General features: G+C 71.8%; 30 protein-coding genes. 17 read left to right on the forward strand and 13 right to left on the reverse strand.

Going from position 1 to position 25592, the window contains the following annotated elements; all coding sequences use genetic code 11:
- Positions 1-5: 5 nt before the first annotated feature.
- Positions 6-419, reverse strand: a complete 414-nt coding sequence (locus tag HH311_RS18680) for a hypothetical protein (protein ID WP_169185196.1) — start codon at positions 417-419, stop codon at positions 6-8.
- Between the two features lie 162 nt (positions 420-581).
- On the opposite strand from HH311_RS18680, the gene HH311_RS18685 reads away from it, so the two are divergent.
- The 3 genes from HH311_RS18685 to HH311_RS18695 are packed head-to-tail and all read left to right on the forward strand — an operon-like array spanning position 582 to position 2616.
- Positions 582-1379, forward strand: coding sequence for a GntR family transcriptional regulator (locus tag HH311_RS18685; RefSeq protein WP_169185197.1), 798 nt, complete (start codon positions 582-584; stop codon positions 1377-1379).
- Positions 1376-2179 (forward strand): hypothetical protein, encoded by an 804-nt coding sequence (locus HH311_RS18690; RefSeq protein WP_169185198.1) that lies wholly within the window; start codon positions 1376-1378, stop codon positions 2177-2179. Before HH311_RS18685 ends, HH311_RS18690 begins: the two co-directional genes overlap by 4 nt.
- Positions 2176-2616 carry an NUDIX hydrolase gene (locus tag HH311_RS18695; protein WP_169185199.1) on the forward strand — a complete coding sequence of 147 codons (441 nt, stop codon included), beginning with the start codon at positions 2176-2178 and terminating at the stop codon, positions 2614-2616. The genes HH311_RS18690 and HH311_RS18695 overlap by 4 nt, the downstream gene beginning before the upstream one ends.
- A 58-nt stretch (positions 2617-2674) precedes the next feature.
- Here the strand turns inward: HH311_RS18695 and HH311_RS18700 are convergent, their stop codons facing one another.
- From HH311_RS18700 to HH311_RS18710, 3 genes are all read right to left on the reverse strand, one after another.
- Complete coding sequence (locus HH311_RS18700) at positions 2675-3436, reverse strand: DUF4393 domain-containing protein (RefSeq protein WP_169185200.1); 762 nt, start codon at positions 3434-3436, stop codon at positions 2675-2677.
- Between the two features lie 213 nt (positions 3437-3649).
- Positions 3650-5395 carry an AIPR family protein gene (locus HH311_RS33400; protein ID WP_169185201.1) on the reverse strand — a complete coding sequence of 582 codons (1746 nt, stop codon included), beginning with the start codon at positions 5393-5395 and terminating at the stop codon, positions 3650-3652.
- The gene (locus HH311_RS18710) at positions 5392-6756 is read right to left on the reverse strand and encodes a hypothetical protein (protein ID WP_169185202.1); all 1365 of its coding nucleotides are present in this window, start codon (positions 6754-6756) and stop codon (positions 5392-5394) included. The genes HH311_RS33400 and HH311_RS18710 overlap by 4 nt, the downstream gene beginning before the upstream one ends.
- Before the next feature lie 736 nt (positions 6757-7492).
- Between HH311_RS18710 and HH311_RS18715 the strand changes: the two genes are divergently transcribed.
- Complete coding sequence (locus tag HH311_RS18715; RefSeq protein WP_169185203.1) at positions 7493-8353, forward strand: DUF4190 domain-containing protein; 861 nt, start codon at positions 7493-7495, stop codon at positions 8351-8353.
- Positions 8354-8591: 238 nt separating this feature from the next.
- Here the strand turns inward: HH311_RS18715 and HH311_RS18720 are convergent, their stop codons facing one another.
- Positions 8592-9812, reverse strand: a complete 1221-nt coding sequence (locus HH311_RS18720; protein WP_169185204.1) for an RNA polymerase sigma factor — start codon at positions 9810-9812, stop codon at positions 8592-8594.
- A 34-nt stretch (positions 9813-9846) separates the two neighbouring features.
- Positions 9847-10215, reverse strand: coding sequence for a YciI family protein (locus HH311_RS18725; protein WP_169185205.1), 369 nt, complete (start codon positions 10213-10215; stop codon positions 9847-9849).
- Positions 10216-10459: 244 nt separating this feature from the next.
- Between HH311_RS18725 and HH311_RS18730 the strand changes: the two genes are divergently transcribed.
- The 10 genes from HH311_RS18730 (at position 10460) to HH311_RS18775 (ending at position 16791) form a co-directional block, all read left to right on the forward strand.
- The gene (locus tag HH311_RS18730) at positions 10460-11002 is read left to right on the forward strand and encodes a hypothetical protein (protein WP_248292771.1); all 543 of its coding nucleotides are present in this window, start codon (positions 10460-10462) and stop codon (positions 11000-11002) included.
- A gap of 63 nt (positions 11003-11065) precedes the next feature.
- Positions 11066-11497: a cupin domain-containing protein gene (locus HH311_RS18735; protein WP_169185206.1), complete on the forward strand. Its 432-nt coding sequence runs from the start codon at positions 11066-11068 to the stop codon at positions 11495-11497.
- 169 nt (positions 11498-11666) lie between these two features.
- Positions 11667-12542 carry a DUF4190 domain-containing protein gene (locus HH311_RS18740; RefSeq protein ID WP_169185207.1) on the forward strand — a complete coding sequence of 292 codons (876 nt, stop codon included), beginning with the start codon at positions 11667-11669 and terminating at the stop codon, positions 12540-12542.
- A 263-nt stretch (positions 12543-12805) separates the two neighbouring features.
- Complete coding sequence (locus HH311_RS18745) at positions 12806-13324, forward strand: hypothetical protein (RefSeq protein ID WP_169185208.1); 519 nt, start codon at positions 12806-12808, stop codon at positions 13322-13324.
- 34 nt (positions 13325-13358) lie between these two features.
- The gene (locus HH311_RS18750) at positions 13359-13805 is read left to right on the forward strand and encodes a MerR family DNA-binding protein (protein WP_169185209.1); all 447 of its coding nucleotides are present in this window, start codon (positions 13359-13361) and stop codon (positions 13803-13805) included.
- Positions 13806-14199: 394 nt separating this feature from the next.
- Entirely contained in the window at positions 14200-14595 is a 396-nt protein-coding gene (locus tag HH311_RS18755; protein WP_169185210.1) for a hypothetical protein, read from the forward strand.
- A gap of 84 nt (positions 14596-14679) precedes the next feature.
- Positions 14680-14970 (forward strand): hypothetical protein, encoded by a 291-nt coding sequence (locus HH311_RS18760; protein ID WP_169185211.1) that lies wholly within the window; start codon positions 14680-14682, stop codon positions 14968-14970.
- A gap of 17 nt (positions 14971-14987) precedes the next feature.
- Positions 14988-15521: a 2'-5' RNA ligase family protein gene (locus tag HH311_RS18765; RefSeq protein WP_169185212.1), complete on the forward strand. Its 534-nt coding sequence runs from the start codon at positions 14988-14990 to the stop codon at positions 15519-15521.
- Between the two features lie 11 nt (positions 15522-15532).
- Positions 15533-16345 carry a pentapeptide repeat-containing protein gene (locus tag HH311_RS18770; protein WP_169185213.1) on the forward strand — a complete coding sequence of 271 codons (813 nt, stop codon included), beginning with the start codon at positions 15533-15535 and terminating at the stop codon, positions 16343-16345.
- Positions 16346-16437: 92 nt separating this feature from the next.
- On the forward strand, positions 16438-16791 hold the full coding sequence (locus HH311_RS18775) for a trypco2 family protein (RefSeq protein WP_169185214.1): 354 nt from the start codon (positions 16438-16440) through the stop codon (positions 16789-16791).
- Positions 16792-16841: 50 nt separating this feature from the next.
- Here HH311_RS18775 and HH311_RS18780 read toward each other — a convergent pair whose 3' ends face one another.
- Genes HH311_RS18780 through HH311_RS18790 form a run of 3 tightly spaced genes read right to left on the reverse strand, consistent with a single transcriptional unit; the run spans position 16842 to position 19371 of the window.
- Positions 16842-18293, reverse strand: a complete 1452-nt coding sequence (locus HH311_RS18780) for a hypothetical protein (protein WP_169185215.1) — start codon at positions 18291-18293, stop codon at positions 16842-16844.
- A gap of 32 nt (positions 18294-18325) precedes the next feature.
- A complete protein-coding gene (locus HH311_RS18785; RefSeq protein WP_169185216.1) occupies positions 18326-18502 on the reverse strand; it encodes a hypothetical protein in 177 nt (58 codons plus the stop codon).
- Between the two features lie 32 nt (positions 18503-18534).
- Complete coding sequence (locus tag HH311_RS18790; RefSeq protein ID WP_169185217.1) at positions 18535-19371, reverse strand: hypothetical protein; 837 nt, start codon at positions 19369-19371, stop codon at positions 18535-18537.
- Positions 19372-19521: 150 nt separating this feature from the next.
- Between HH311_RS18790 and HH311_RS18795 the strand changes: the two genes are divergently transcribed.
- Entirely contained in the window at positions 19522-20559 is a 1038-nt protein-coding gene (locus HH311_RS18795; RefSeq protein WP_312030234.1) for a MerR family transcriptional regulator, read from the forward strand.
- A 71-nt stretch (positions 20560-20630) separates the two neighbouring features.
- Here HH311_RS18795 and HH311_RS18800 read toward each other — a convergent pair whose 3' ends face one another.
- Together HH311_RS18800 and HH311_RS18805 are read right to left on the reverse strand one after the other, a co-directional pair.
- Positions 20631-21068, reverse strand: a complete 438-nt coding sequence (locus HH311_RS18800) for an OsmC family peroxiredoxin (protein ID WP_169185218.1) — start codon at positions 21066-21068, stop codon at positions 20631-20633.
- A gap of 102 nt (positions 21069-21170) precedes the next feature.
- Positions 21171-21449, reverse strand: coding sequence for a GlsB/YeaQ/YmgE family stress response membrane protein (locus HH311_RS18805; protein WP_169185219.1), 279 nt, complete (start codon positions 21447-21449; stop codon positions 21171-21173).
- Positions 21450-21673: 224 nt separating this feature from the next.
- On the opposite strand from HH311_RS18805, the gene tatA reads away from it, so the two are divergent.
- Positions 21674-21994: a Sec-independent protein translocase subunit TatA gene (tatA, locus tag HH311_RS18810; protein WP_169185220.1), complete on the forward strand. Its 321-nt coding sequence runs from the start codon at positions 21674-21676 to the stop codon at positions 21992-21994.
- A gap of 135 nt (positions 21995-22129) precedes the next feature.
- Complete coding sequence (locus tag HH311_RS18815) at positions 22130-23305, forward strand: acyltransferase (RefSeq protein WP_312030235.1); 1176 nt, start codon at positions 22130-22132, stop codon at positions 23303-23305.
- Here HH311_RS18815 and HH311_RS33405 read toward each other — a convergent pair.
- On the reverse strand, positions 23233-24213 hold the full coding sequence (locus HH311_RS33405; RefSeq protein ID WP_169185221.1) for a sucrase ferredoxin: 981 nt from the start codon (positions 24211-24213) through the stop codon (positions 23233-23235). The genes HH311_RS18815 and HH311_RS33405 overlap by 73 nt on opposite strands.
- Complete coding sequence (locus HH311_RS18825; protein WP_169185222.1) at positions 24210-25577, reverse strand: cupin domain-containing protein; 1368 nt, start codon at positions 25575-25577, stop codon at positions 24210-24212. The genes HH311_RS33405 and HH311_RS18825 overlap by 4 nt, the downstream gene beginning before the upstream one ends.
- Between the last annotated feature and the right edge of the window lie 15 nt (positions 25578-25592).

Genomic DNA, 25592 nt, shown 5'->3' on the forward strand with positions numbered 1-25592 from the left:
CCTGCTCAGGTGTGGGCGGGTCGGCGGTGGATGTGGGAGAGCGCGGCGTGGCTGCGCCCGAGGGAGCGGGCGGCGCCGATGAGCGCGGTGTGGGCGAGGGTGAGCACGGCGACGAACTCGAGGAGTCGTTCGCCGGGGTCGCGGCCGCTGTCGTCGCGCAGGCCGGTGGTGCCGCGGGCGAGGGCGCAGCGTTGGGTGAACAGCACGATCGGCGGGAGCCGGTCGACGAGCGTGGTGACGGTGCCGAGGGCGTCGTAGACCTCGACGACGTCGACCAGGCCGTGACCGGCGGCGAGGTTCGCGCGCCGCAGAGCTTCGGCGCCCTCATGCAGCGCGGCCGCGAGGGGTTCGGCGGGCCGGCTGGGTGGGTGGTGCTCGCCGGGGTCGATGGCCGGCGGGCGATCCGGTTGCGGGTCCATCAAGTACCTCCTCGACACACGACGTCGGACGTCCTACGTCCTATGTGTTGAGGGGAGCATAGGCGATGCCGTCAGGCAAGTAGGACGTAGGACGTCCTGTCACTAAGCTGGGGCAGTACTCGGAACCGCTGAGCAACACCGAGCAACAGCAGGAGGCAGCCAGTGGCGTTGGAAGCCACGAAGTCGCAGTACCGGCAAGTCGCCGACCTGTTGCGTGCCGCGATCGAGCGCGAGGACTACGCGCCGGGCTCGCTGCTGCCCTCAGAGTCCGAGCTCGCCGCCGAGTGGGGCGTCTCCCGCGTGACCATCAACCGCGCCGTCCAGCTGCTCCGAGGCGAGGGCATGGTCCGAGTGCTGCGCGGCCGGGGCACCACCGTCCGCGCGATCCCGCCGATCCGGCGGAACTCCACCCTGCGCTACACCCGCAGCTCCCGCGAGGAAGGGAACAGCCGCGGGGCCTTCGACTTCGAGCTGAAGCGACTCGGGCTCAAGCCGGCCACCAAGCTCGCCCAGCTCGGGCAGGTCCCCGCGCCCGACGTCGCCCGCGAGGTCCTCGGCCTGGCGGCGGGAGAGACGGTGCTGATCCGCAAGCGCGAGATGTTCGCCTCCGACGAGCCGGTGCTCCTCGCGACCTCCTACTTCCCCTGGGACCTCGCCGAGCAGGCCGGAGTCACCGAGACCGACACCGGACCCGGCGGCACCTACTCACGCCTCGCCGAGATCGGCAAAGGCCCGCTCCGGTTCAGCGAAGACCTCCGGGTGCGCACCCCCACCGCGGCCGAGGAGCGCTTCTTCGCCCTCGCCGAGACCCAGCAGGTCTACGAGATCGTCCACATCTCCTACCTCGCCGACGGCACCGCCATCGAGTACCGCGAGGACGTGCTCCCGACCCACCAGTGGGTCATGCACTACGAGTGGAACGCCGAGAACGACACCACAGGCCAGGAGCCCAGCTCATGAGCCCGCTGCTCAAGGTCGTCGCCGCCGAGCGACCCGGCAACGGCACCACCAGCGAGGACCGCATCCGCGTCGGCCGCAACGCCGTGGTCGTCCTCGACGGCGCCAGCGGCTCCGATACCCGCGTCAGCGTCAACGACTACGTCGACCACCTCGCCGGGGCCCTCGTCGAGGTCCTCGACGCCGAGCCCGACATGCCGCTCCCGCACGCCCTCGCCGACGCCATACGCTCCACCGTCGGCGCCCTGCGGGTCATGCCCGGCGAATCCCCGTCCTCGACAGTCAGCATCGCCCGACGGCGTGGCGACGAGGTCGACCTCCTGGTCCTCGGCGACAGCCCCATCTACATCGGCCCGGACAGCCAGCTCCTCACCGACGACCGGCTCGCCCAGCTCGACCTTCCGAGCCGCACCAAGGCCAACCAGCGTCTCCGCGAAGGTGCCGGCTACGACGACGTCCACCGCGACCTCATCCGCGCCGTCCGCGCCGAGCAACTGCCGTGGCTCAACGAACCCGGCGGCTACTGGATCGCCGAAGCCCGCCCCGAAGCCGCCCACCACGCCGTCACCCGCACCGTGTCGGCCACCGTGCCCTGGCTGGTGATGCTCACTGACGGCGTCGACAAACCGCTACGGCACCTCGACATCTCGCCGGCCGTCGGGCTGAACTGCAGCGCCACCGGTCTTATCGACTTCCTCGAACAGCTCCACGGATGGGAAGGCGAACGCGACCCCGACGCCCACGCCCTTCCACGCTTCAAGCGCCATGACGACAAGACCATGGCTGTGGTGACCTTGTCATGACTGACACCCCGCTTCACTCCGTATCCGTCGCTGGGGTGGCCTTCGACGACGAAGGGCGAGTCCTCCTCATCAAGCGCCGCGATAACGGCCAATGGCAGGCACCCGGCGGTGTCCTCGAGCTAGACGAGACTTTTGAGCAGGGCGTCATTCGAGAAGTCCTCGAAGAAACCGGTGTTCGCGTTGAAGTGTGCACCCTCACGGGGGTGTACAAGAATCTGAAGCTCGGAGTAGTAGCTCTTGTGTACAGATGTCGACCCCTCGACGGAGACGCCGCCGTCTCGACGGAGAGTGAACAAGTCGCCTGGGTCGACCTGGACCAAGCACTCAAGCTTATGGCGCCTGCGTTCGCCGTCCGCATCTTAGACGCCACGGCACGGAACGGACAAACACCCACTCGTGCGCACGACGGCACGAATCTAGTCTTAACGACTGAATGACATGGCAGCGGGCGTTGTGACGCGCAACCTCGACCCGTCATTCGCCTGGCACCGTAGATCAGAACACCACACTCGCGAACTGTTGACCAAAATCGGTAATATCGAACAGTCCTCTTGCGATCTGGATCGTCTGCCCATCTGTACAATCACTCCGAGCGGCAGCCATTTCTGGTCGGTCTTCTACCCAGTCGTAAGCGCCCGGTCGGGTAAGGAACGCTGAGTAATCTGTGGTCGCAATCCCGAGGCGAGCCCAGTTATCGATCCAAACCCTTGCGCGAGGCTCATCGATCGGAGCGCCGGTGTCTAGATCGCCGAAAGCCATGACATGGTTCCTCACCACGTTAAAACCTTCCGTACCAGCGTCATGGCGGTCCAACCGTGCGATTGGGTGGCGGACGCCCGCGGCGAAGACGGTCTTCAGGAGCGACGCTTCCTCTGGTTGTAGTTCTCGTATGATCTGTGCGAACGCAGGGTGGGCGAGACCCGACGTCGTGGCGGTCGACGCTCTAGCGAGAAGTTGAAGGTACATCTCTTTTAGAGTGGGCTCATCTAAACTGAAGCCGAGACCTTGAAGAGCGGGCGCCGCGAGAGTGGGAGCGGGACTTATCAAGTCGTCTTCGGCGACCCCAGCGAGCTTCTCTTCTATGTCTTGCGCGAACTCGCCATTCTCTTCGAAGTATTCTCGCGACACTCCGACGAGGCGCGCAATAGGCCTTAGGACTTGTAGAATCATCTTCTGACGTACGGCCGCCCGCTGACCGCGCAGCTCGGCCGCTTTCCGCAGGCCTGGCGTCTCCTTCGCAAGCTCAGCGAGCGACACCTTGATGGTCGGCTCCTCGCCAAGTACCTCGGAGGCCGCAGCTCCGAGGCCCTTCGCTGCTGCCGCGCCAATCGCAGACTCAGGTCCAACCATGGGGATTCTGCCTACTCTTTTCGCCTTACGGATGCCTTCAACCGCGAACCCCAGTTAGTGTGCGAACGGGGTCGATTTAGCTGCAGCCACCTGATCATAAAGGCTCGTCATCAACCGCGACTACGATCCAGCACTATTTTCGGTCTTGCGTAGAAGTTGCAGGACAGCCCTGGCGAGCTCGCCACACTTCGTAGCGTTCTTGAACAGACTTGCTGGATAACCTGGAAAGTAGTTCTCCACAAAGTCTGATACGTGGCCGAATGTATCTGCGGTAATTGCGGGAACTCGAGAAAGTTCCGAGTCCCATGGGAGAGTCGGGTCGTCGACCTTCTCAAGGGCTATCTGACGGAACACAATGTGGAGAATGAAGCGATTGCCATGAACAGCTACCAATCGCGGACGGCCATCGAGGGCGGTACTTAGCTCTCCGAGCAGCTCCTGAACAATTCGAAGGACTTGGACGCATCTCCACACTCTCAGGTAACTAGTTCCAGGATTGAAGAGGGTCTTGTACGGAGGGCGCCCGATATCTTCCCATAGGCCACTCAACTCGCGCTTGGCTAGCACAGCGAGCGAGGTGTTTTCGGCCGCACAGGCTAATGCAATCGATGCTTCGACGACGCTGCAGCCCGACGCAGGTAAAGGCTCCTCCTCGCCGTTGCGAAACACGTAATCGAGCCCGTCGATTGCAAACTCATCACGAATACGCGACTGCTCCCTATCAAGAGAGAGGAAGTCGCGGCCACCGATGCGGTTTTGGGTGTTCGTGGCGCGAGTCACTTGCGATGCGAAGGTCGGCTCCCGCTCTTCCAGAGAGATGAACCGAACCATGACCCGTGCCTTCTCAACATCCACACCTTGATCGACAGCCTTGGCCATCGTCCCGACAGTCTGGGCTCCGTTCACCACGCTCACGCCGATGAAGGCGAAGTTGCCGACTCTACGGTCGGCTCCCCCCGCGGGCGCCTTATCTACCTTCTGGCATAGGACTGTGATTCCGTTATTGAAGTACCAGAAGAGCTCGGGGTGATCTCCAAGCGTAGCCGCCAAGGAGGAATTCACTTCAGAGTCAGGAAGTACAACCCTGACGTTCTGTGTAAGCAATGCCTGACCATGAGCCTTGTGCCACTCTGCGACGTCTTTGGCCTTGACTTGGCCGTAGTACGCCTTTGGGGAGCCCTCCATCTGGCCCCAGTCTAGAAGCTCGACCGTCAGGTCGATCCGATCTGGCTTCTGCTCATCGATCAGAAGTTGAATAATCCTAGACTGATTGAAGTATCGAAATGAACCCGTCTCCGTCGTGTCGTTCATTTCTGCGAGGTAGTTGGTAATAATGTCGCTGACATCAGCTGCGAGGTCAGACGTCCCAGTGTGCGCGAAAACAATATCTATCTGAGCGGTCGTATTGAGAAGTACGGTTTCGAGTTCTTTTCGTTTGGCCTGCATCTTCGAGTTAAATCGATCCCATTTGAACTGGACGAGATCGTTAAGTCCTTCGCGGAGCTTGATCATCTCGTCCAGCCCGGCGGAACCTTTTCCTTGCGCCGACCACTTGGACTGCACTACAACGAGACGCTTCTCGTCGAGATCGATTCCTACAGCATCAATTCCGTTATCTTTGGTTCCGTCTACAACTGAATTTGCGGCCTCCGTCGAGCTACATGCAGTCATCTTCAGAACTATGAAGGCAGCGAGTGCTCGTGACTTCCGCGTGAGTTCGACTTGTGCGTCGGAGTGAGCCTCCAGGTCGCTCACGTCGATGAGCGGCCCGACGGTGTCCGAAAGCCTTCGTTCGATCTGCGTGACTTGAAGCAGTCCCAAGGCGGGTCGCATCCCCCTCGTTGCGGTGTCCGTGAGTTCGATCACGGTAAAGGCACTTCGGGCGGCGCGCCAGGTGTAGACGGAAAAGTGCCCGGGGGTCCCTCGAGTGGAGCAGTGGGAGTGACGCCCAGCGCCAACCGAAGCACAAAGTTCGGTCCATCGTTGACGGCTACCCAGCCGCGATTGGCGTTGGTCATGAGGCGCACGCGGGCGCGGCTGCGTCGGTAGCGGACGCGGCCGGTGGCCTGGTTGACGCGTAGTTTCCAGGTGCGTTGGGTGCGTCGTTGGGCTTTGGCCCAGCGCCGCGCGATGCGGCCGGCGCGGATGCCGTCCTCGGGGCTGACGCGGACGGTGCGCACGGCGCGGTGGAGGTTCCAGACACCCCAGAAGCGGCCGGGGCCGGTGCCGGGCTCGGACCACTGGGGTGGGACGTCGTGCTGGTACTCCTTGGCGGCCATGAGCCCGTGCTTGCTGAAGTAGGCCGCCACACGCCGCGGGTCGGTGGCTCGCAGGCCTTCGGCGTAGTCCAACGCGGTCCCGGCGCGGTGGTGGCGGCGGCGCTGCTCGGGGTCGGGGTGGGCGACGATCTCGGCCCACGAGCGGGACAGCCACACCGCGAACGTCTCCCCGGTGGTGCGAGCGGTGCCATGCGGCGGGGTGGCAAGCATGTGCACGTGCGGGGCGCCCCGGCGTTGGAACTCCAGCTTCCACACGCAGCGCCACTGTTCACCCCAGGCGCGGGCGTAGCGTTTCCGCAGCGCCTTCATGTGCCGCTTCAGTACGGCGCCGGTGGGAACGACTGTTAGCCAGTCGCCGGGGTAGGTAAGGGTGACCATCGCCGGGAGCCGTCCCGATGCGTAGAGCGGGGTGTAGTCCAACTCGCAGAGCCGGCGAACCATGTTCGCCCGGGACTTGCGCGACCACGACGTGATCGCAGTTCGAGGTGTCGGCGGCTCGGGCCATCCCCCGGTGGCGACGAACGCGGCCACCGAGGCGTCCACATCCTTCACCCGAGCAGCGCGGGCCCGCTCCTCGGTGCGCTCGGGGCGGGCCCAGTCCCGGCAGGCGACGGCGAAGATGCCGGGTCCGACGGTCAGCTCCCACCGCGGCCCCTCCGCGAGCTTCCCAGGCTCCTCGTGGACCGCGGGCAGCAGCGCGGCGGCCGCGTCGACCAGCTCGGGGGAGGGGAACGCCGGGGTCCACAACCCAGCGGCGGTGTCCGGAACCTCGGGTCCGGCCGGGGTCTCGTCGAGGTCAGTGGTGGTGTCGGTGGGCTGGCGGCCCGATATGGCACATAGAACAAGCCCAGGCCGGCCGCCCCCGGCGGCCGGCGGTGCGGCCGGGTCGGACGTGGCCCCGGCCTCGCCGGCGCTCCTGCCTCCGGCCCGCGCCGGCGGGCCGGCCACGCCTCCCCCGGCCGCCACAGCGGACGCACCGGTGACAGCGGGGCTGGGGGAGTAAGAGCGCCACGGGTCCGGCAACCACGACCACGACGACCGTGATGAGGACCTGGGCGTGCTCGAGGTGGACGAGCTCGGGAAGTGCGACATGGCGGGGCCTCTCGGAGAGGCCGTCTCGCGGGTAGCTCGTGACCGGATGCGGACGCGCGGCATCGCCGCAGGACCCGGCGGGGTCTGTGGTGGGCGCGTCAGAAGGGCCGTCGTCTCGCGGCCCTGGCGGTCAGAGCAGCGAGACGGCGGTGAACGGGATCAGTGAGTAGGAGGACGGCCTTCGGCGACCAGGCGCTCCGCCCTGGACCAGGGCACCGACCTCGGGAGAGGGGGCCCAGCGGGCACGCGGGTCGGGAGTGCGGTGGTGGTCGGGACGGGGTCTCGCCCTCGCCGGCGCTTCAGGGGTCTGACGGCCCGCTCGCACCGCCGCAAGGGCCACGCTGAGCAGGAAGGTCGCGAGGGCCGACGAGGTGGCCCTTGCCCCGGCACGATCGACCCGTCCGAGGCGACCCCGCGCCGCCGAGGGAGAGACCCCGAGCACGGACCGCGCGGGAAGAACGTGGACGGCGGGAGTCAGACCTTGTCCCGGAGAGCCAGAGGGACGAGGAGGCCTTGATGCGCCCGTTGGAGTGAAAGCATTCCTACGGAGCAGCAGCCCGGTAACGCATGGTGTCTGCCTTGCGAGACCGGCGTGAAAGTCCACGCCGAGAAGGGCACCGTCATGACGCAGAACATCAATCCGCCGCAGCAGTACGGGCAGGGTTCCGCGGACGACAGCCGTGGGTGGCAGCCGAACCCAGGCGGAGCCGGTCCGCAGAGCGGTGGCTTCCAGCAGCCCTATCCGGCCGGACCGTCCGCCTACCCGGGTGGATACCAGCAGCTTCCGCCCCAGCAGGCGCCGTACGGTTACGTCCCGCCGGCGGGGGGCTACTTCCCGCCGCCCGCCCAACCCACCAACGGGATGGCCACGGCCGGCTTCGTCGTCGCACTCGTGGGCGCGGTGCTCTCCTTCATCCCGGTCGTCGGCACGGTGTCGTGGCTGCTCGCACCGGTCGGGCTCGTGCTCTCGATCCTCGGGCTGGTGAAGTCGAAGACCGCGCAGACCGGCCGGGGCAAGTCCATCGCCGGGATCGTGCTCGCCGCCGTCGCGCTGATCATGTGCTTCATCTACACCGTCGCCTTCGTCGGCGCGGTCTCCCACACCCCGGCCACCGTGCAGCAGCAGGGCACCACCGTGCAGCAGCAGAGCGCGGTCGTGCACAACGTGACCTACCAGGTCAGCACGACCAACGGATCGAACGTCGTCGTGAGCTACAGCCAGTCCCAGAACGGCAACTACGGCTCGGGCAGCGTCACCGACGTGCCCTCGCCGTGGAGCGTCAACACCCAGGTCAGCGGTTTCACCGGGCCCTCGGTCTCCGCCTCCATGGCGACGGACATCAACAACATGAACAAGTCCGACACCGTCAGCTGCACGATCATCGAGGACGGCGTGCAGGTCTCTCAGAACTCCGCGACCGGCCCGAACGCCTCGGTGACCTGCTCCAAGTGACCGTCTCGCCAAGCACCTGAGGTAGGCCTGAGCCCCGAGCGTCCGTGAGGCTCGGTGACCTCCGGTGCGCGGAACGCGGAACCACCACGGAACAGATCGGCGCGCGCACCCGTCGTCGGGACCTGTTTCCGCTGCTCGGAGCGCTACAGACCATGATCGTTCGAGGTCCTGCGCAAGGACCTCCGCGCCCGCGAGAACGCGCCCGCATAGGACCTCCGGCCCGCCGTCGCCCGTCCCCTCACGTCGACAGGGCGCCGGCCCGGGCGAGGAGGTGGCGACGCTCCGGGCCGCTCGCGGTCCGCCGCGCGGCGAGCAGGTACTGCTCGCGGGCGGCCTCGAGGTCCCCGGCGCGCTCGAGCAGGTGGGCGCGGACAGCGGGCAGCCGGTGCTGCTCGGCGAGGGGGCCGTCGTCGAGCTCCTCGAGCAGGCGCAGCCCCGCCGCGGGACCGGCGGTCATCGCGACCGCGACGGCGCGGTTCAAGGTCACGACCGGATTCGGCGCGACGTGGTCGAGGACGGCGTACAGCGTCGCGATCTGCGGCCAGTCGGTGCTCTCGGTGTCGGGGGCCTCGTCGTGCAGCGCCGCGATCGCCGCCTGCAGCTGGTAGGGCCCCAGCGGAGGCCGGGCCCACGCCGCCTCCGCGAGCGCGACGCCCTCGGCGATCAGACCGTGGTTCCATCGGGCGCGGTTCTGCTCGGCGAGCGGGATCAGGTCGCCGCCCGCTGTGGTGCGGGCCGGGCGACGCGCGTCGGTCAACAGCATCAGGGCCAGCAGGCCCGTGACCTCGCCGTCGTCGGGCAGCAGCCCGTGCAGCATCCGGGTCAGCCGCAGCGCCTCGGCCGCCAGGTCCGGGCGCACGAGGTGGTCCCCCGACGTCGCGGTGTATCCCTCGTTGAAGATCAGGTAGAGCACGTGGAGGACCACCGCGAGGCGCGCGGACCGCTCCGGCTCCGGCGGGAGCTCGAAGCGGGCGCCCGCGGCACGGATCTGCTGCTTCGCGCGGCTGATCCGGGGGCCCATCGTCGCCTCGGGCACCAGGAACGCGGCCGCGATCTCCGCGGTGGTCAGGCCACCGACCGCCCGCAACGTCAGGGCCACCTGCGAGGCCGGGGTCACCGCCGGGTGACAGCACAGGAACAGCAGCGTCAGGCTGTCGTCGACGCCCGAGGCCTGCTCCGGTGCCGGCGCCCGCACCGCCATCCCGGCCAGGGCCGCCGCGGTCTCCTCCCGCCGGCGGCGGGCCGTCTCGCTGCGCACCTCGTCGACCACCCGGCGGGACGCGACGGTGGTCAGCCAGGCCCGCGGGTTGTCCGGCACACCGTCGGAGGCCCACTGCTCGGACGCCGCGAGCAGGGCCTCCTGCACCGCGTCCTCGCAGGCGTCGAACTGCCCGTGGCGGCGGACGAGCGCGCCGAGGACCTGGGGCGCGAGCGCGCGCACCAGGTCCTCGACCCGCATCGTCGTGCCTCCTCCTCCGGTGTCCGGTCGCCGGCTACATCTCCAGGCCGGCCTCGAACATGATCGGCCGCACCTCGACCCCGAGCTGGTCGATGCTCGCGTCCGGGATCTGCCCGGCCAGCTCCAGTGCCCGGTCGCGGTCGGCGACGTCGACGAGGTAGTAGCCGCCGAGGAACTCCTTGGCCTCGAGGTACGGCCCGTCGGTGACCACCGGCACGCCGTTGCGGACCCGCACGACGGCGCTCTGCGACGGGTCGGCGAGGGCCTGCGTGACGACGAGCTCACCGGAGGACTGGGTGGCCGCGATGAACGCCGCATGGCCGTCCATCAGCTTCTGCTGCTCGTCCGGGCCGAGCGCCTCGAGAACCGCGGGGTTGTTGTGCAGTACCAGCAGGAACTTCACGGGGGTCTCCTTCGGGTCGACGGCCCTGCGGTGGGCCGGTGTCGAGGAGTCGGAGCCGACCCGGCCGTCTTGACGTCGGGCGGGAGACACCCGCCCCCGGATCGGCCCCGGTCTCCCGGTGACCACGCTCGCGAGAGCACACCAGGAGGACGTCGGCATGACCAGCCGTGGACCGGCGGCCCACCACGGCGCGCTCCGGGGGCCTAGTGTTGAAGCGGCAAGCGATGCCGAGGGAAGGTTCGCCATGAAGCTCCGGACCAAGGGCCGCCACATCCCTGCCCGCCTCGCGACCGGGGCGTTCATCCTCAACTCCGGGATCGAGAAGTCCCGGGGCGACCAGCAGACCGCCGAGGCCCTCCACGGGATGGCCAGCGGCACCTACCCGTTCCTGGGGAAGCTGCAGGCCACGCAGTTCCTCAAGGCGCTGTCGACCACCGAGATCGTGCTCGGTGCCGCGCTGCTGGTGCCGTTCGTGCCCACGGTGGTGGCCGGCGCGGGGCTCGCGGCATTCTCGGGCGGGCTCCTCGGCCTGTACCTCCGGACGCCCGGCCTGCGCCAGGACGGCAGCCTCCGTCCCTCCCCGCAGGGCGTGCCGGTCGCCAAGGACGTGTGGATGCTCGGCATCGCGGCCGGCTTCCTCGTCGACGAGATCGTCTCCGGGAAGGACCAGCCGGCCACGCGGACGGTCGTGATCTACGACGGTTCCGAGGACGAGCCCGACGTGGCCGACCTCGCCGACGACGCTGCCCGGAACCGGTTCGTGATCGTGAGCGGCCCCGAGGCCTGAGGGGCGACCGGGCTCGCCGTCGACGCCCGGGGCGGTCTTGACACCCCGGGAAGGCTCGGACACGTGAGCGCGGACGAGGCAGCCGGTCCCCGGGTGATCCCCTACGCCGGGGACACGATCCGGGTCCTCGGCGAGAGCGAGGGCATCGCGTTCTGCGAGCTGACGGTGCCGCCGCACTTCGCCGGGCCGCCCCCGCACATCCACCACGGGTTCGACGAGGCGCTGTACGTGCTCAGCGGGGCCCTCACGATGGTCAAGGACCGCGCGGACCCCGAGCCGGTGCCGGTCGGCGGGCTCATCCTCGCTCCCCGCGGCGTCCGGCACACCTTCGCCAACCCGCACGACGAGCCGGCGCGCGTCGTCGGGGTCTGGAGCCCCGCGAGCGCGCTGGAGTTCATGGCCGAGATCGGTGCGGCGCTGCCCGCCTCCGGACCGCCCGACCCGGAACGCCTCGCCGCGATCTACCGCCGCCACGACGGCGAGATCGTGCCCTGACGGGACCGGACACCGAGCGGGCGCAGGTGGACGACGGCCCGCCTTCCCGAGCCCCTCCGTGTCGCTCGGAAGGGTGACAGCGGGGTGCCCCCCGGCGCGGCGCGTAACGACGGCGAGCCCTCCCGCGAGATCGGGATGACATCAGTACGAGATCGGGGGCTCACGGGAAATGACGCAGCACATCGATCAGCCGCGGCACCGTCGGATCGAGACCGACGAGTACCGGGACTTCTCCGGGAACGGTTTCGGTCGGCCGATGACGAATGGTCAGGGAACGCCGCCCGCCGGGCTCGGGCGTCCCCAGCACCACGGCGTCCCGCAGTTCGCGCCGACCTTCCAGAATTTCGGCGCCCCGCAGCAGCACCAGTCCCCGCAGTACGGCATCCCGCAGCAGTTCGCGCCGACCTGGTCGCAGTACCCCGTCGCGCCGCAGCAGCCGCACATCCCCGCGCAGCGCTCGCACCCGACGCCGCCGCAGTCGAACGGGCTCGCGACCGCCGGCCTCGTCGTCGCGATCATCGGCGCGGTCTTCTCCTTCATCCCGCTCGTCGGGACGGTGGCCTGGGTGCTCGCGCCCATCGGGCTGGTGCTCTCGGTGGTCGGGCTGGTCAAGTCGCGGAGCGCCCGGAGCGGCCGCGGCAAGTCGGTCGCCGGCATCATGCTCAGCGTGATCGCGCTGATCATGTGTGTCCTCTGGACCACCGCCTTCGTCGCGAGCGCCGGCAACGTCTCGGCGCAGGCAGCGACCGTGCACCAGGTGACCTACAAGGTCACCACCAGCAAGGGCTCGAAGATCACGGCCACCTACAGCCAGTCGCGGAACGACCAGATCGCCCAGGCGACGGTGTCCGGCGAGGCGTCGCCGTGGAGCGCGGACGCCCAGGTCTCGGGGCTCATCGGGCCGACCGTGACCGCGTCGATCAGCCCCGACCTCACGCACGTGAACAAGAAGGACACGATCTCCTGCACGATCATCGAGGACGGCGTCCAGGTGGCCCAGAACTCGGCCACCGGCACCGACGCGATGGTCACCTGCACCAAGTAGCGATCCCGCGGGACGACACCCCGGCAGCCCCCGTGGCCGCCGGGGTGTCGTCGTCTCGCGGACACCCGGTGCGTCAGGACGGCTTTCGTGGACAGTCCGCCTCCGGATTTCCCACGAATGGCCCAACGGTGCGCGGGTGTCGCGAACACCACCTCCGTGGGTACGCGGGGGACACGTCCGCCGGCGGCCGGCGCATGGAGGCGCCGGCCACACCGGAGAGTCCCCGAGCGATCGAGGAAACGATGGTCCGCAAGTACACCGATGTGCAGGCGACCCGAGACATCCAGCGAGCCGAGGAGCTCGTCGCCCGTCAATGGGGCCTGCAACCCTGCGGCGACCACCGGGCCCTGCGGGGCCACGCCGAGGCGTCCGGCCTGTCGCTGCACGCCGCCGCGCTCGCCGTCCTCTCGAGCGATCCGGTCGTCCCGCGGGCGGCCATTCCCCACCAGCCGGCGGCGCGCGACCGGGAGGCGCCCGTCGCCGACCAGCCCGGGCAGCAGCTCGACCCCGTCGGGACGGAACGGCTGTGCGTCGCCGCCCGCTCGGTGCGCGCGCGGCTCCCCGGCCTGGGTGCCGTCGACGAGGCGGACCGTGGGCGCTTGATCGAGCACACCGAGGCGCTCGCCGACCTCGACCGGCTCTCCGCGATGTCGCCCTCGGAGGTCGCGACGCACGCGTGGGTGGTGCGGGACGCGCTCACGGCCATCGGCAGCGACGACGCGCTCGGCATCGCGGTGTGGTTCGACGACGTCCTCGGGGCGGATGCGCTCGTCCGGGCTTGACCCTGGACCCGGCTCCGGGTTCTAGCGTTCCGCCATGACCGAGGCGGGCCCGCTCACCATCTCCGACCTCGCCGCGTGCACCGGGCTGCGGCCGGACACCGTGCGCTACTACGAGCGCGTCGGGCTGATGCCGACGCCGGCCCGCACGAGCGGCGACCACCGCCGGTACGGCGCGCCGGCCGTCGACCGGCTCCGGTTCATCCGGGGCGCGCAGCGACTCGGGCTCCGCCTGGACGACATCCGGAGCCTGCTCGCCGTGCGCGACACCGGGGAGTGCCCGTGTGGCCCCGCCGAGCCGCTGCTGCGGACCCGGATCGCCGAGATCGACGCCGAGATCGACCGCCTGCGCCTGCTGCGCGCCGACCTCGTCGCCATGGCCGACCAGCTCCCGAGCGCCACCTGCCCGGGCCCCGTGCCCGGCACCTGGTGCCCGCCCGGCCACCACGCGACCGAGGGGAGGTGTGACGCATGCTCGACCTGAGGGCCTGTCCCTGCTGCGACGACCCGCACTGCGACTGCAGCACGTGCGGCTGCTGCTAGACCGTCGACCCGGGCCCGCCGTCGACGAGGGAGGGCGGCGGGCACGGGTGCCTGCGGGGGGTGACCCGCTGGAGGCGACCACCTGACCCTCGCGCGCCACGTCCCGCACGTCGGTCCGGCCACCGCCTCGGGATAACTATCCGCACAGCGACGAGAGTGGACGCTTGACGAAACGTGGTCCGGCGCGGGACGGTCTTGCGCGGAGCGCGTGTGCCCCCTGCACGCGCACCGGGCCGGCCGACGCCCCCTGGCTGGTCGCGGCGGCTTCGGCGGCCTCTACTCCCCCTTGAGACCGTCGAAGCCGCCGATCCCCGTGGGTGGCGGAGCGGTGGACGATGAACCAGCTCGCCCTGCTGTACCGCCGGGACGAGGAGTGTCTCGGCCGCGACCGGACACTGCTGCGTCAGGTCTACGAGGAGCTGGCGGCGCTGCGGCCGACCTGGCTCACGTGCGAGTCCTTCGAGCTCGACGACGACCGGTGCCTGTCGGTGTTCCTCTTCGACGGCGACCTGGGACGATCCCAGGAGGAGCTGCTGGATCTCCGGTCCTACTGCTCGTCGCTCCCGGAGCGCTGCCACGGCGAGCCGCGGGTCGCGCTCATGGGCCGGGCCGACGTCGACCGCATGGCGGTCACCCGTGTCGCCTTCTGGAACCCGTACCGGGGGACGTGGGCGCTGCCGGACGACGCCGTCGAGGTCGGCCCGATCCCGGGACCCCGGGCGGCGGGCTAACGGACCGGACGCAGAACGAATTCGGCACGAGTGATCGGCGAACGGTCTCGCGGGGAGCCGCGCGAGCACGTACAACGGGTCGGGATGTCGATCGAAGACGCCAGTACCACGCCCACCAGCCGTGCCGTCGAGGCATTGCTGCAGCTCAACCAGCACGGAACTGACCTCTGCCCGCCCGGCTCCGACCCCCGCGCCTGGGCCGGCACCGTGCTCTACGACCTCGCCCGCATCGCCGAGCTCCTCGGCGGCGCGGTGGAGGAGATATCCGGGAAACGAAACGACACCGTCACCGCCGACGCCCAGGCGCTGGCGACGGTGATCGCGGCCCACCGCAACATCGAGGTCGGGGTGGACGTCGACCGGCCCGCTCCCTGACCGGTCAGCATGTCGGGGTGGACGAGCCGACCGAGACCGCGGTGCTCGCGCTGGTGCCCGAGGCGGAGCCCGTCGTCGGCGAGCACCGGCGCCGGCTCGACCCGACGACGGCGGCCGGCGTCCCGGCCCACGTCACGGTCCTCTACCCGTTCCTGCCCCCGGCAGAGGTCACGACGGCGACCGTGGCCGCGCTGCGGGCGGCGGTCGCGCCGGTGGCGCCGTTCCGGTGCGTGTTCGCGACGACCGCGTGGTTCGGCGAGGACCTGCTCTGGCTCGCGCCCTCGGCGGTGGGCGCCCTCGAGGACCTCACCACCCGGGTCTGCCGGGCGTTCCCCGACCAGGTGCCCTACGGCGGCGAGCACGAGCCGCACCCGCACCTCACCGTCGGGTACGGGAGCCACGCGTCGCTCGAGGAGCTGCGAGCTGCCGAGGCAGCGCTGCAGGAGGGGCTCCCGGTGGTGACGCGGGTCGACCGGCTGCACCTGCTGGCCGGGGCGCGCACCGCGGACTCGTGGCGGGTGGTGGCCGAGCTCCCGCTGTGCGGCGCCTAGCGTCGGGGGCGATGGACCTCGACCTCGTCGCCGACTGCGGCAGCTGCTCCGGGCTGTGCTGCGTCGCGCCGGCCTTCGCGCGCTCGGCGGACTTCGCGCTGGACAAGCCCGCGGAGACGCCGTGCCCGAACCTGCGGGTCTCGGTCCCCGGCCGGTCCGACGCGCCGTGCTCCATCCACGCCACGCTCTCCGAGCGCGGGTTCCCCGGCTGCGTGGCGTTCGACTGTTTCGGCGCCGGCCAGCGGGTGAGCGCCGACTGGCGCGACGGACCCGCGGCGGCGCGGGAGGCGTTCGACGCGTTCGCCGTCCTGCGCCCGCTGCACGAGGTGCTCTGGTACCTCACCGAGCCGTGCGACGACGCGCCCGCCGAGCTGCGCGACGAGGTGGCCCGCGCGGCGTCGCGGGTGGCGGCCCTGGCGGACGGGCCGCTCGGGGAGGTGGACGTCGCGGCGGTGCGCGCGGAGGTCGGGGAGCTGCTCGGGCGGGTCAGTGAGGCGGTGCGGTCGTCGGGGCGGGGGTCGTCGGCGCCGGGGCACGCGCGGGCGGATCTCGTCGGGCGGGACCTGCGGGGCGGACGGGCCTCGGGGAGCTCGCTGACCGGGACGACGCTGCGGGGAGCGCTGCTCATGGGCGCGGACCTGCGCGGGGTCGACCTCGGCCGCGCCGACCTGCTCGGCGCCGACCTGCGCGGGGCGGACCTGCGGGGTGCGTCGCTGGACCGGACGCTGTTCCTCACGGCGCCGCAGGTGGCTTCGGCGCGGGGGGACGCGGCGACGACGGTGCCCGGGCGGGTGCCGCGGCCGTCGTCGTGGGGGCCTGCCTGAGTGCCAGGCCCCGTGCCAGCGAAGCGGCTTTGCTTGCATCCAATGACAGGAAAGCCCCGTCGTCGTCGGGGGGTCCGGTTAGCGTGCGCGACATGGCGGACACGGGGGACGACGACGGCCTGGGTCTCGACGAGGTGCTCGCGGCACTGCGCCACGACCTGCTGGCGGCGCAGCGCGACAGCGGGGGTGAGAACACCGGGCTGGCGGTGCGCGAGGTGAAGATCGAGCTCTCGGTCGAGGTGAGCCGCCGGGTCGACGCCAAGGGCGAGGCCTCGGCGAAGTGGTTCGTGCTGTCCGGGTCGGTGTCGGGGGAGGGCAGCCGGGAGCGGAAGAGCACCAACACGATCACGCTGACGCTCGGCCCGATCGCCGGCGCGGTGGCGGGCTCGGACGTGTCGCCCGGCGTCATCCCGCGGGCAGTGGCGGAGAACCACGAGAGCGGCTGACGACGGGGCTTTTCTGCCACTGGATGCAAGCAACGACGCTTCGCTGCCACTCACGCCCGGCCGCGCCGCCCCGTCCGGTAGTGGCCCGGCTCGGCGAGGCGGATCTCGCGGCGCTCGCCGTGGTCGGGGCCGACGCGGTGCGCGAGCCGGCCGCCGTGCAGCGCGACGAGCCCGGACAACAGCGGCTCGTGGTGGGTCGAGGCGGTGGAGTCGAGGAGCGCCTCGCCGATCACGTCGGGACGGCCCGCGGCCCGCGCCGCCCGGTCGACGGCCTCCACGACCCACACGTACTCGGGCATCGGCGTGAGCCGGTAGAGCCGGGCGAGCTCGGGGTCGACGCGGTCGGTCAGCCGCTCGAGCCACTCGTCGGCCCGCGTCACGTACGTCCGCCACGTCAGCCCGTCGACGGCGGCCGCCCGGGCGATCGGCTCGTCGGGGTCGGCCTGGCCGAGGTACCCGCGGAACCAGTGCTCGCCGGCGGCCTCCGCGCGCTCGGCGGTCACGTAGACCTCGGGCAGCAGCGGCAGGATCGCGGCCTGCCAGGGACGGTGGGCCTCGTCGAGCTCGTCGAACGGGTCGGCCACCTCGAGGTAGGGGCCGCGGGCGTCGTCGTGGCGCCACAGCCGGACGCCCGCCCCCGATTCCGGCGACACCCGCCGGTACCCGACGACGACCCACGCATGCGCCCGGGAGATCACGATCGGCGGCGCCTGGCTGTTGACGTAGCGGCAGAGGATGCCGCCCAGCGTCAGCATCCCGGCCTCGTCGTTCTCGGCGCGGCTCTGCGGGAGGTGCACGAGGCCGGGGGAGAGGCCGAGGCTCGTCGCGCCCGACATCATCTGCTGGACCGACAGGCCCTCGCTCGGGACCTGGCGCCCGACGATGACCCCGCCGAGCGCCGCGTCGTGCACCGCCGCGGTGAGCTGCCGCGGGATGCCGTGCGCGAGGTGGGCGTGGCGCAGCACCATCCACAGCGTCGCGTGGGCGCAGCGCAGGTACTCCGCGTCCTGGGAGAGGAACGGCATCGCCCGCACCCGCAGCGGCGTCCCGAACAGCGACACCCGCTCGGTGGCCTCGCAGCGCACCCCGCCGTCGAGGCCCGGCGGCGGCGTGATCATGGTGCGGCCCACCGGGGTGGCCGGCAGCGGGCGCATCACGGCGTAGCCGCGGTACGCCGCCGGGTCGAGGCGCGTGAGGTCCGCCGGGTCGACGTCGTCGGTGAACAGGTGCCAGCGGTGGGTCACCGAGGGGTGCCGCCGGAAGAGTCGGCCGTGGAACGCGGCGTGCTCGCTGCGCCAGTCCGGGTCGAGGTGGCGCTGCTCGACGACCAGCGAGCGCACACCATGCTCCCGCGCCAGGGCGACCACGCGCTCGAGCGGCGCCGAGGGCGACCCGCCGGAGTAGAAGTCGACGAGCTGCTCCCAGGCGCCGTCGACGGTGACGTCGTAGACCGCGGCCGCCGCGTCGTCCGGGGACCAGTCGAGGAACGGCCAGTCGTTCACCCGCGCAGCAGTACCACGGGCCCCCGACGAGATCAGCGCAGCCGGATGCCGTCGCTCTCGTACTCGGCACGCCGCTCGGCGTCACGCACCCGGTCCAGCGCGGCGCGGAACGCCCGCCGCTGTTCGGGCCGGTGCAGCCCGAGCCGCTCGGCGAGGTCGCCCGCGGGTTCGCCCGGCTCCACGACGGTCCGCTTCCCGGCGATGGCCATCGCTGCCTCCCTGGGCTCGACGGCACCTGAGTCTACGCCGCGACGGGCACCCGCGGCGCCTCCTCGACGACGGCGGGCGCCGGTCGCCGCCCGCGCGCGAGGACGACACAGGCCGTGGCCGCGAGCGCGAGGGCGGCCGGGGCGACGACCCCGAACCAGGCCGAGACGGTGTCGCCGAGCAGCGGCGCGAGCAACGACGGCGGCACCACCTCGGCGACCACGACGACCGCGGTCGTCGTCGTCACCGTCGTGTGGCGCAGCGCGAGCGTCCACCACAGGCAGCCCAGCAGGCCGGTGGCCGCCGCGACCAGGGCGGGCACGGAGGTGAGCGCCGCCAGCGGGCGGGAGAGGTCGACGAGCTTGACCGCGGTCGAGCACGCGGCGAACCCGAGCCCGGAGCACACCGCGAGCACCGTGCCGCGTCGTCCGATCGCCGCGCCGAGCCCGACCAGGCCGATCACCGCGGCGGCGACCGCGAGCCCGATCTCGAGCGCGACCGTGTCGGTGGCCGTGCCCGACTGGCCCGACACCGTCGCGAGGCCGACCAGCGAGACCGACAGCACGCCGACCGCGACGAGGCCCCGCACGCCGAGGCGGGTGCCGAACCAGGCCCGGGCGGTCAGCGCGGTGACCGCGAGGCTGGCGCTCACGGCGCACTGCGCGACCGCCATCGACACCGACTGCAGGGCCGCCACGTGGCACAGCGCGCCGGCGCCCTCGGCCAGCGTCCCGGCGACGAACCAGCGGTGGCGCAGCAGGGACGTCCACGGCAGCCGGGACCCGTCGTCGAGCGCGCGCACCGCCGCGGCCTGCGCGACCGAGCCGACGCCGAAGAGCACCGCCGCCAACGCCACCCACGTCAGGCCCACGTCGTGCCCCTCCTCGCCTCGGTGGTCGGGAACCTCCCCGAGGATCGGGCCCGTTCCTGGGTGCGGGCTGGGACCGCCGTGGGCGGGACGCTTGACCTTGCCCTCGGGACAGGCCGCAGCGTCGTCGTCACCGGAACGGGGAGGGACGTCGTGGACACACGGATGGCGATCGGGGAGTTCGCGGTCGCGTCGGGGCTGACGCCCAAGGCACTACGGCTCTACGACGACCTCGGGCTGCTGCCGCCGGCAGGCGTCGACCCGGCGACGGGCTACCGCACCTACGCGGCGTCGCAGCTGGAGCGGGCGCGGCTGGTGGCGGCGCTGCGGAGGGTCGGGGTGCCGCTGGCGCGCATCGGCGTGATCGGCGACCTCCCGCCCGCCGCGGCGGCCGCCGACCTCGCGGCGTGGTGGCGGCAGGTCGAGGCCGACACGGCCGACCGCCGGGTGCTGGTCGCCGACCTCCTCGCCCGGTGGCGGGACCGACCGATCGAGGAGGAGCCGATGACGGCGAGGGTGACGGTGAGCGGGGCGGACGGCGCCGAGCGCGGTGTCCGCGAGGAGCAGCAGGACGCGGTGGTCGTGGCGGGCGGGCGCGCGGCGGTGGCCGACGGGTTCGGTCCCGACGGTGCTGCGGCGAGCCGGGCGGTGACGGCACGGGTGGCCGCGGCGGACGACGGGTCCGCGCTCGAGGGCGTGCGCGCCGCCCTAGCGGGGGCGGCGGCCGTCGTCGGGACACCGGGGGCGAGCGGGACGACCGCGACGGCGCTGTGCTGCGACGGGGAACGGGTCGGGGTGGCCCACCTCGGGGACTCGCGGGCGTACCTGCTGCGCCAGGGGGTGCTGACCCTGCTCACCCACGACCACACGTGGGTGCGCTCGCTGGTCGACGAGGGCCGCCTGACCCCGGAGGAGGCCGCGGAGCACCCGGACCGGGCGCGGCTGGTGCGCGCGCTCGGGGACGGCGACCCGGACGTGCACCTGCGCCGCGCGGTGGCCGGCGACCGCTACCTGCTGTGCACCGACGGGGTCAGCGCGGTGCTCGACGAGGCCGTGCTCGCCGGGGCACTCGCCGGCGGCGCACCGGCGGAGGCCGTGGCGGGCCTGCTCGCGGCGGTGCGGTCGGCGGGCGCGCCGGACAACGCCGCGTGCGCGGTGCTCGATCTCGTGGCCTCGGAACCCGCTGCCTGAGAGCACGAACGGCCGGTTCGGGACCCTCCCGGGTCCCGAACCGGCCGTTCGTGCGAGCTACGCCGGTGCGCTCAGGAGTCGAGCGCCGCGTCCAGCGTGATCGTGGTCCCGGCGAGGGCCTTGGAGACCGGGCAGGTCTGCTCGGCGGTCTTCGCGAGCTCCTGGAACTTCGCGTCGTCGACACCGTCGACCGCGGCCCGCAGCGTGATCGCGATGCCGCTGATCTCGAAGCCGCCGCCCTTGGCCGGCGAGAGGGTCACCTCGGCGGACACGTCGATCGACCGCGCGGTGAGGTTCTCGCCGCCGAGCACCCCGGAGAGGTTCATCGCCAGGCACGAGGAGTGCGCCGCGGCGATGAGCTCCTCGGGGCTGGTCTGGCCCTCCGGGTCGCCGGCACGGGTCGGGAACGAGACGTTGAACTGTCCGGCGTTGGACGAGTCCAGGGTCACGTGACCCGTCCCGTCCTGCAGCCCGCCTTCCCAGTGGGTGGTCGCGTCGCGGCTCGGCATCGTCGCCTCCTGGTCGGTTGGAGTGGGTGGCTCGGCCGTGCACAACCGAACCTCACGTCCGGCGGATTCCCCGACGCCCGGGTAACCGTCCGGTCGGGCAGGTCAGGGGCGGGCGCGCTTGCGGCCGGTGACCTTGTTGTAGATGACCAGCAGGATGATCGCGACGATGATCGACCCGATCCAGCTGACCGGGCTGAACGACGCACCGCTCTTGAAGCCGCCCGTGAAGGCAGCCACGATCACGCCGCCGACCACCGAGCCGAGGATGCCGAGGCCGATCGTCGCGAGGATGCCGATGTCGTCCTTGCCGGGGACGAGGGCGCGGGCGATGAAGCCGACGATGAGACCGAAGACGATCCACCCGAGGATGGTCCAGATCATGGCGGGGTCCTTTCAGGACTGGGACTGCGGGATCGCTGCAGGGCGTCAGTCGCCCAGGCGAGTGTGTCGCCAAACCTGACTTGTGCGACACCTCCGGCGGATCCTCGCCCGGTCGTCCCGCCGTCACCGGCGCTTCGCCGCACGCTCACCGGGTCGGGGCTACGCTCGGCGCCCGGCGGCGCCGTGCCGTCGACACCCGCAAGGCCCGGAACGAGGTGTGCGCGATGGGCGGACTGAGCCCGGTGCACTGGGCGATCGTGATCGTCGTGGTGCTGTTGCTGTTCGGTTCCCGCAAGCTGCCCGACATGGCCCGGGGGCTGGGGCAGTCGATGCGCATCCTCAAGGCCGAGACACGCGGGCTGCAGGAGGACGACAAGTCCCACTCGGCCACCACCACGTCGGGTGGGTCCGGATCGTCCCCGGCACCGGATTCGTCACCCTCGTCGGCGGCTTCGGCCCCGACGACCCCCGAACGGTCGAACGGGACCGCTCACCCGGCCGCTGGCGCTGAGCGGCCGCCGGGCGCGGAGCGCGACGCCTCGTGATCTGACGGTCGCGGGGCGTTGATAACGTCCGCCTCGGTGACCGACATCGCGAGACCGACAGAGGCCACGGGGGAACCGTTCCCCCGGGTCGCTCCTGTCCTCGTGCCGGACGCGGCGACGGAGCGGGCGCTCCCCGTGGCGCCCCCGACGACGGTCCGCACCGCCAGCGGCTCCCGGAAACTCTCCTGGGACGTGCTGCGCGTCGGCTTCGTGCTGCTGGTGATCCTCTACCACTCGACGTTCATCGGGCCGCTCGTCTACCACGACATCCTCCCGAAGAACCTCGTGTTCCCCCACCAGGTCGGCGCGAGCCTGCTCCTGGTGCTCTCCGCCTACTTCGTCGCCGCCACGGTCCGCCGGGGCGGCGCGCGCCGGGGCGGGACCGCCCGCTGGTGGTGGGGCAAGATCGCCCGCCTGCTGCCGGCGTTCTTCGTCGCGACGATCAACGCCTGGCTCTTCCTGCGCTACCTCGCCCCCGACGGCTGGTACTACCCGGGCAAGCGCGACCTCGTCGCCAACCTGCTGATGCTCTGGCACTGGGACGCGAGCTGGGGCTTCGTCGACGGGTCCTACTGGACGATCCCGGTGCAGCTCCTGGCGTTCTGCCTCGCTGCCGTGATGTGGCGCAGCCCGCTGGGTCGCGGCGTCGGGCTGCGGGTGGTCATCTGGGCGGCGCTGCTCGTCCCGGCCCTGCAGTGGCACCACCTGGCCACGCGGGCGCCGGGCTCGTACTACGCGATGGTCGTCGACGGGGCGGGCATCTTCCGCTGGCACCTGTTCGTGGCGGGCGTGGCGGTGTGGATGTGGTCCACGGGCCGGCTGCGCCGCTGGCACTTCGTCGCGATCGAGGTCGTCGCGCTGGCCGAGCACGCGCTGCAGACCTCGATCGTCGACCCCACCACCGGGTGGAGCACCGACTGGACCGCCGTGGCGCTCATCGCCCTCGGGGTCCTCGCCATGACCGCCGCCGCGGCCGGCCCCGACTGGGACCGGTGGATCCCGCCCGTCGGGCGGCGAGCGATCACCTGGCTCGCCGGCATCTCCTACGGGGTGTTCCTCACCCACCAGACCGTCGGCTACGTCGTCATGCGACGCGCGCAGCAGCTCGGGGTCGGCCCGACCCTGCAGACCGTCCTCATGGTCCTCACCGGCGTGCTGGCCGGGTGGCTGCTCACCCGCGTCGTCGAACGGCCCGGGCACCGGTGGCTGATGCGCTGGTGGGACCGGGTCCCGGCGCGCTACGGCCGGGTCGCCGTCGAGGCGGCGGTCCCGGTGGCCACGCCGGACCGGTCCCAGGCGACGAGGTCGTAGGTCCGCATCGAGGCGGCGCGGCCCGCGCCGCAGGTCAGGGGCGTCGGCGAGACGATCCACCGCTCGCGGACGACGACCTCGACCTCGCCGTCACCGTCCGGCGCGACCAGCCGCACCGTCCAGCGCTGCGGGTCCTCCGGGTCCTGCCGGGCGCCGGCCGGGGCCAGCGCCGCCACCCGGTGCTCGTCGAGCGCGAGCCGGACGTGGTGCTGCGCGGCCTGCACCGCCGGTGCCAGCCCGGCCCGGCCGCGGACCAGCCGCGGGTCGACGTCACCGCGGTCGTACCGCTCGGCGACCTCGACGGCCTCGGTGGCCGGCACCCGACCCAGGACGAGCCCGTGGGGGAGCAGCACGACGTTGGCCGCGAAGCGGTCGCCGCCGGTGTGGGTGGTCTCCCACGTCCGCTCGGGGTGGGTGGCGGCGAGGACCGCCGCGACCGGGCGGCCGCGCATCGCGCAGCACGCGTCGTGCCGGCCGTGGGCGCAGACGAGGTAGACCGGCTCGTCGGACGGCTCGGTGGAGTGCTCGAGGTCGGCCAGGGCGGCCGGCAGGGCCTCGGGCGCGTCGACCCGGCCCCACCGGACCGACTCGTGGCCCGGCCGGCAGTCGACGACCGCGAAGCGGCCGCCCGCCTCGGTCGGCGCGCCGCGTGCCGCGGTGCGCCGGATGAGCTGGAAGCGCGCGTCGTGCGTGCGGCAGAAGGCGTCGAGCGCGTCCACGACGTCGTCGGCGAAGCCCGCCCCGGTGAGGGCCTGGGGGCCCCAGGGCCCGGGGTGCTCGACGAGCAGCCACCGACGCGCCGGCGGGGCGGACGCGAAGAGCGGGTCCTCGCGCTCGCGGGCGGCGTCGGAACAGCGGAACGGGGTGGTCGGCTGGCCGTTCTGGGTCAGGGCGTCCGAGGCCGTCACGTGTCCGTCGTACCCGCACGATCGTCCGGAACGCCACCCTCGGCGGCCCCGGAGGGACCGACCGAGTCCGGCGTCACGAGCACGCCCTCGACGAGCAGGCGCCGGGCGACGACGACGGCGTCGCCGGGCTCGTCCTCGGCGACGTCGCCGAGGCGCACCACGGGCCCGGCGAGCAGCGTCGCGAGCGGGGTCGCGGCGGCCGCGGGGAGGTCCAGGGTGCGGTCGGGCAGTTCGAGGCGCAGCGGGGCGTCGGTGTCGGCGGCGGCGGGCGGCACCACGCGGTGACGGAGCCCGTGCCGCAGGCGCACCCGCGACTCGGCGTCCAGGGCGTGGGCCGCCGCGGCCTGGCGCAGCGGGAGCAGCGACTCCGGCCGGTTGCCGGCCCAGACGCGGCCGCGGAGCCGCCGGGAGGCGCGCCGGGCGCGGTCGTCGTCCCGGGAGCGGTCGGCGAAGTACTCGGCCGCCCGCCGGGCGACGGTCTCCAGGTGCGGGGCGAGCGCGGCCGGGTCGGAGACGTCGACGCCGAGCGGGAGGGAGGCGCGCAGCTCGGGGTCGTCGGCCAGGCCCGCGAGGAGGGTCTCGAGCAGGGCGTGGCGGGTGACGACGTGGACGCCGACGGTCAGGTGCGCCGACACCTCACCCTGAGCGGTGGCCGAGTGCAGGAAGCCGCGGGGCAGGTAGAGCGCGTCGCCGGGGTGGAGTACCTCGTCGAGCAGGGGCTCCTCGGCGGCGCGGGCGCGGACGGCGCCGGCGCGGTCGTCCCAGGGCTGGTTGCGCAGCGGATCGGGGTGCACGGGTGCGTGCACGTGCCAGCGCTTGGTGCCCGCGATCTGGAGGACGAAGACGTCGTGCACGTCGTAGTGCGCGGCGAAGCCCGTCGACGAGGCCGGGGTGACGTAGGCGTTGACCTGCACCGGGTGGCCGAGATCGGCGTTGAGCCCGGCCGCGAGCTCCGCGACCGGCGCCCAGGTGCGGTGCACGCCCTGCAGCACGACGGTGTGGCCGTCGGCGAAGAGCGCGGCGACGCGGTCGTCGCGCAGCTGGTCGGAGATCTCGGCCCCGACCCCGCCGTCGCCGGTGAACGACGACGAGTCGAGCACCTTGCCCTGCTTGGCGATCCGCAGGAACGGGGTGCGCAGCCCGCGGTGGGCGAGCAGCTCGTCGACCGCGCCGAGGGAGAAGAGGTCGCCGAACCCGGCCCCGCCGTCGCTGCCGTCGGCGTCCCCGCGGTCCTTGGCGAGGTCGTCGCGGCGGGAGAGCACGGCCTGGCGGCCCCAGGCCTCGCGCGCGAAGGCGTCGAGGTCGCCCGCGACGGCGCGGCGGAGGTACGGGCGGTCCCCGGAGGTGCTGCTGGGGTTGCTCATGGCGGTGCTCCCCAC

The sequence above is a fragment of the Actinomycetospora sp. TBRC 11914 genome (assembly GCF_012933465.1).
Classification (GTDB): domain Bacteria; phylum Actinomycetota; class Actinomycetes; order Mycobacteriales; family Pseudonocardiaceae; genus Actinomycetospora.

Coding starts and splice junctions, on each gene's coding strand:
- HH311_RS18680 (WP_169185196.1), bottom strand. CDS start 419: ATGGACCCGCAACCGGATCGCCCGCCGGCCATCGACCCCGGCGAGCAC.
- HH311_RS18690 (WP_169185198.1), top strand. CDS start 1,376: ATGAGCCCGCTGCTCAAGGTCGTCGCCGCCGAGCGACCCGGCAACGGC.
- HH311_RS18695 (WP_169185199.1), top strand. CDS start 2,176: ATGACTGACACCCCGCTTCACTCCGTATCCGTCGCTGGGGTGGCCTTC.
- HH311_RS18720 (WP_169185204.1), bottom strand. CDS start 9,812: ATGCGGGTCGAGGACCTGGTGCGCGCGCTCGCGCCCCAGGTCCTCGGC.
- HH311_RS18730 (WP_248292771.1), top strand. CDS start 10,460: ATGAAGCTCCGGACCAAGGGCCGCCACATCCCTGCCCGCCTCGCGACC.
- HH311_RS18740 (WP_169185207.1), top strand. CDS start 11,667: ATGACGCAGCACATCGATCAGCCGCGGCACCGTCGGATCGAGACCGAC.
- HH311_RS18750 (WP_169185209.1), top strand. CDS start 13,359: ATGACCGAGGCGGGCCCGCTCACCATCTCCGACCTCGCCGCGTGCACC.
- HH311_RS18755 (WP_169185210.1), top strand. CDS start 14,200: ATGAACCAGCTCGCCCTGCTGTACCGCCGGGACGAGGAGTGTCTCGGC.
- HH311_RS18760 (WP_169185211.1), top strand. CDS start 14,680: ATGTCGATCGAAGACGCCAGTACCACGCCCACCAGCCGTGCCGTCGAG.
- HH311_RS18770 (WP_169185213.1), top strand. CDS start 15,533: ATGGACCTCGACCTCGTCGCCGACTGCGGCAGCTGCTCCGGGCTGTGC.
- HH311_RS18775 (WP_169185214.1), top strand. CDS start 16,438: ATGGCGGACACGGGGGACGACGACGGCCTGGGTCTCGACGAGGTGCTC.
- HH311_RS18785 (WP_169185216.1), bottom strand. CDS start 18,502: ATGGCCATCGCCGGGAAGCGGACCGTCGTGGAGCCGGGCGAACCCGCG.
- HH311_RS18800 (WP_169185218.1), bottom strand. CDS start 21,068: ATGCCGAGCCGCGACGCGACCACCCACTGGGAAGGCGGGCTGCAGGAC.
- HH311_RS18805 (WP_169185219.1), bottom strand. CDS start 21,449: ATGATCTGGACCATCCTCGGGTGGATCGTCTTCGGTCTCATCGTCGGC.
- tatA (WP_169185220.1), top strand. CDS start 21,674: ATGGGCGGACTGAGCCCGGTGCACTGGGCGATCGTGATCGTCGTGGTG.
- HH311_RS18825 (WP_169185222.1), bottom strand. CDS start 25,577: ATGAGCAACCCCAGCAGCACCTCCGGGGACCGCCCGTACCTCCGCCGC.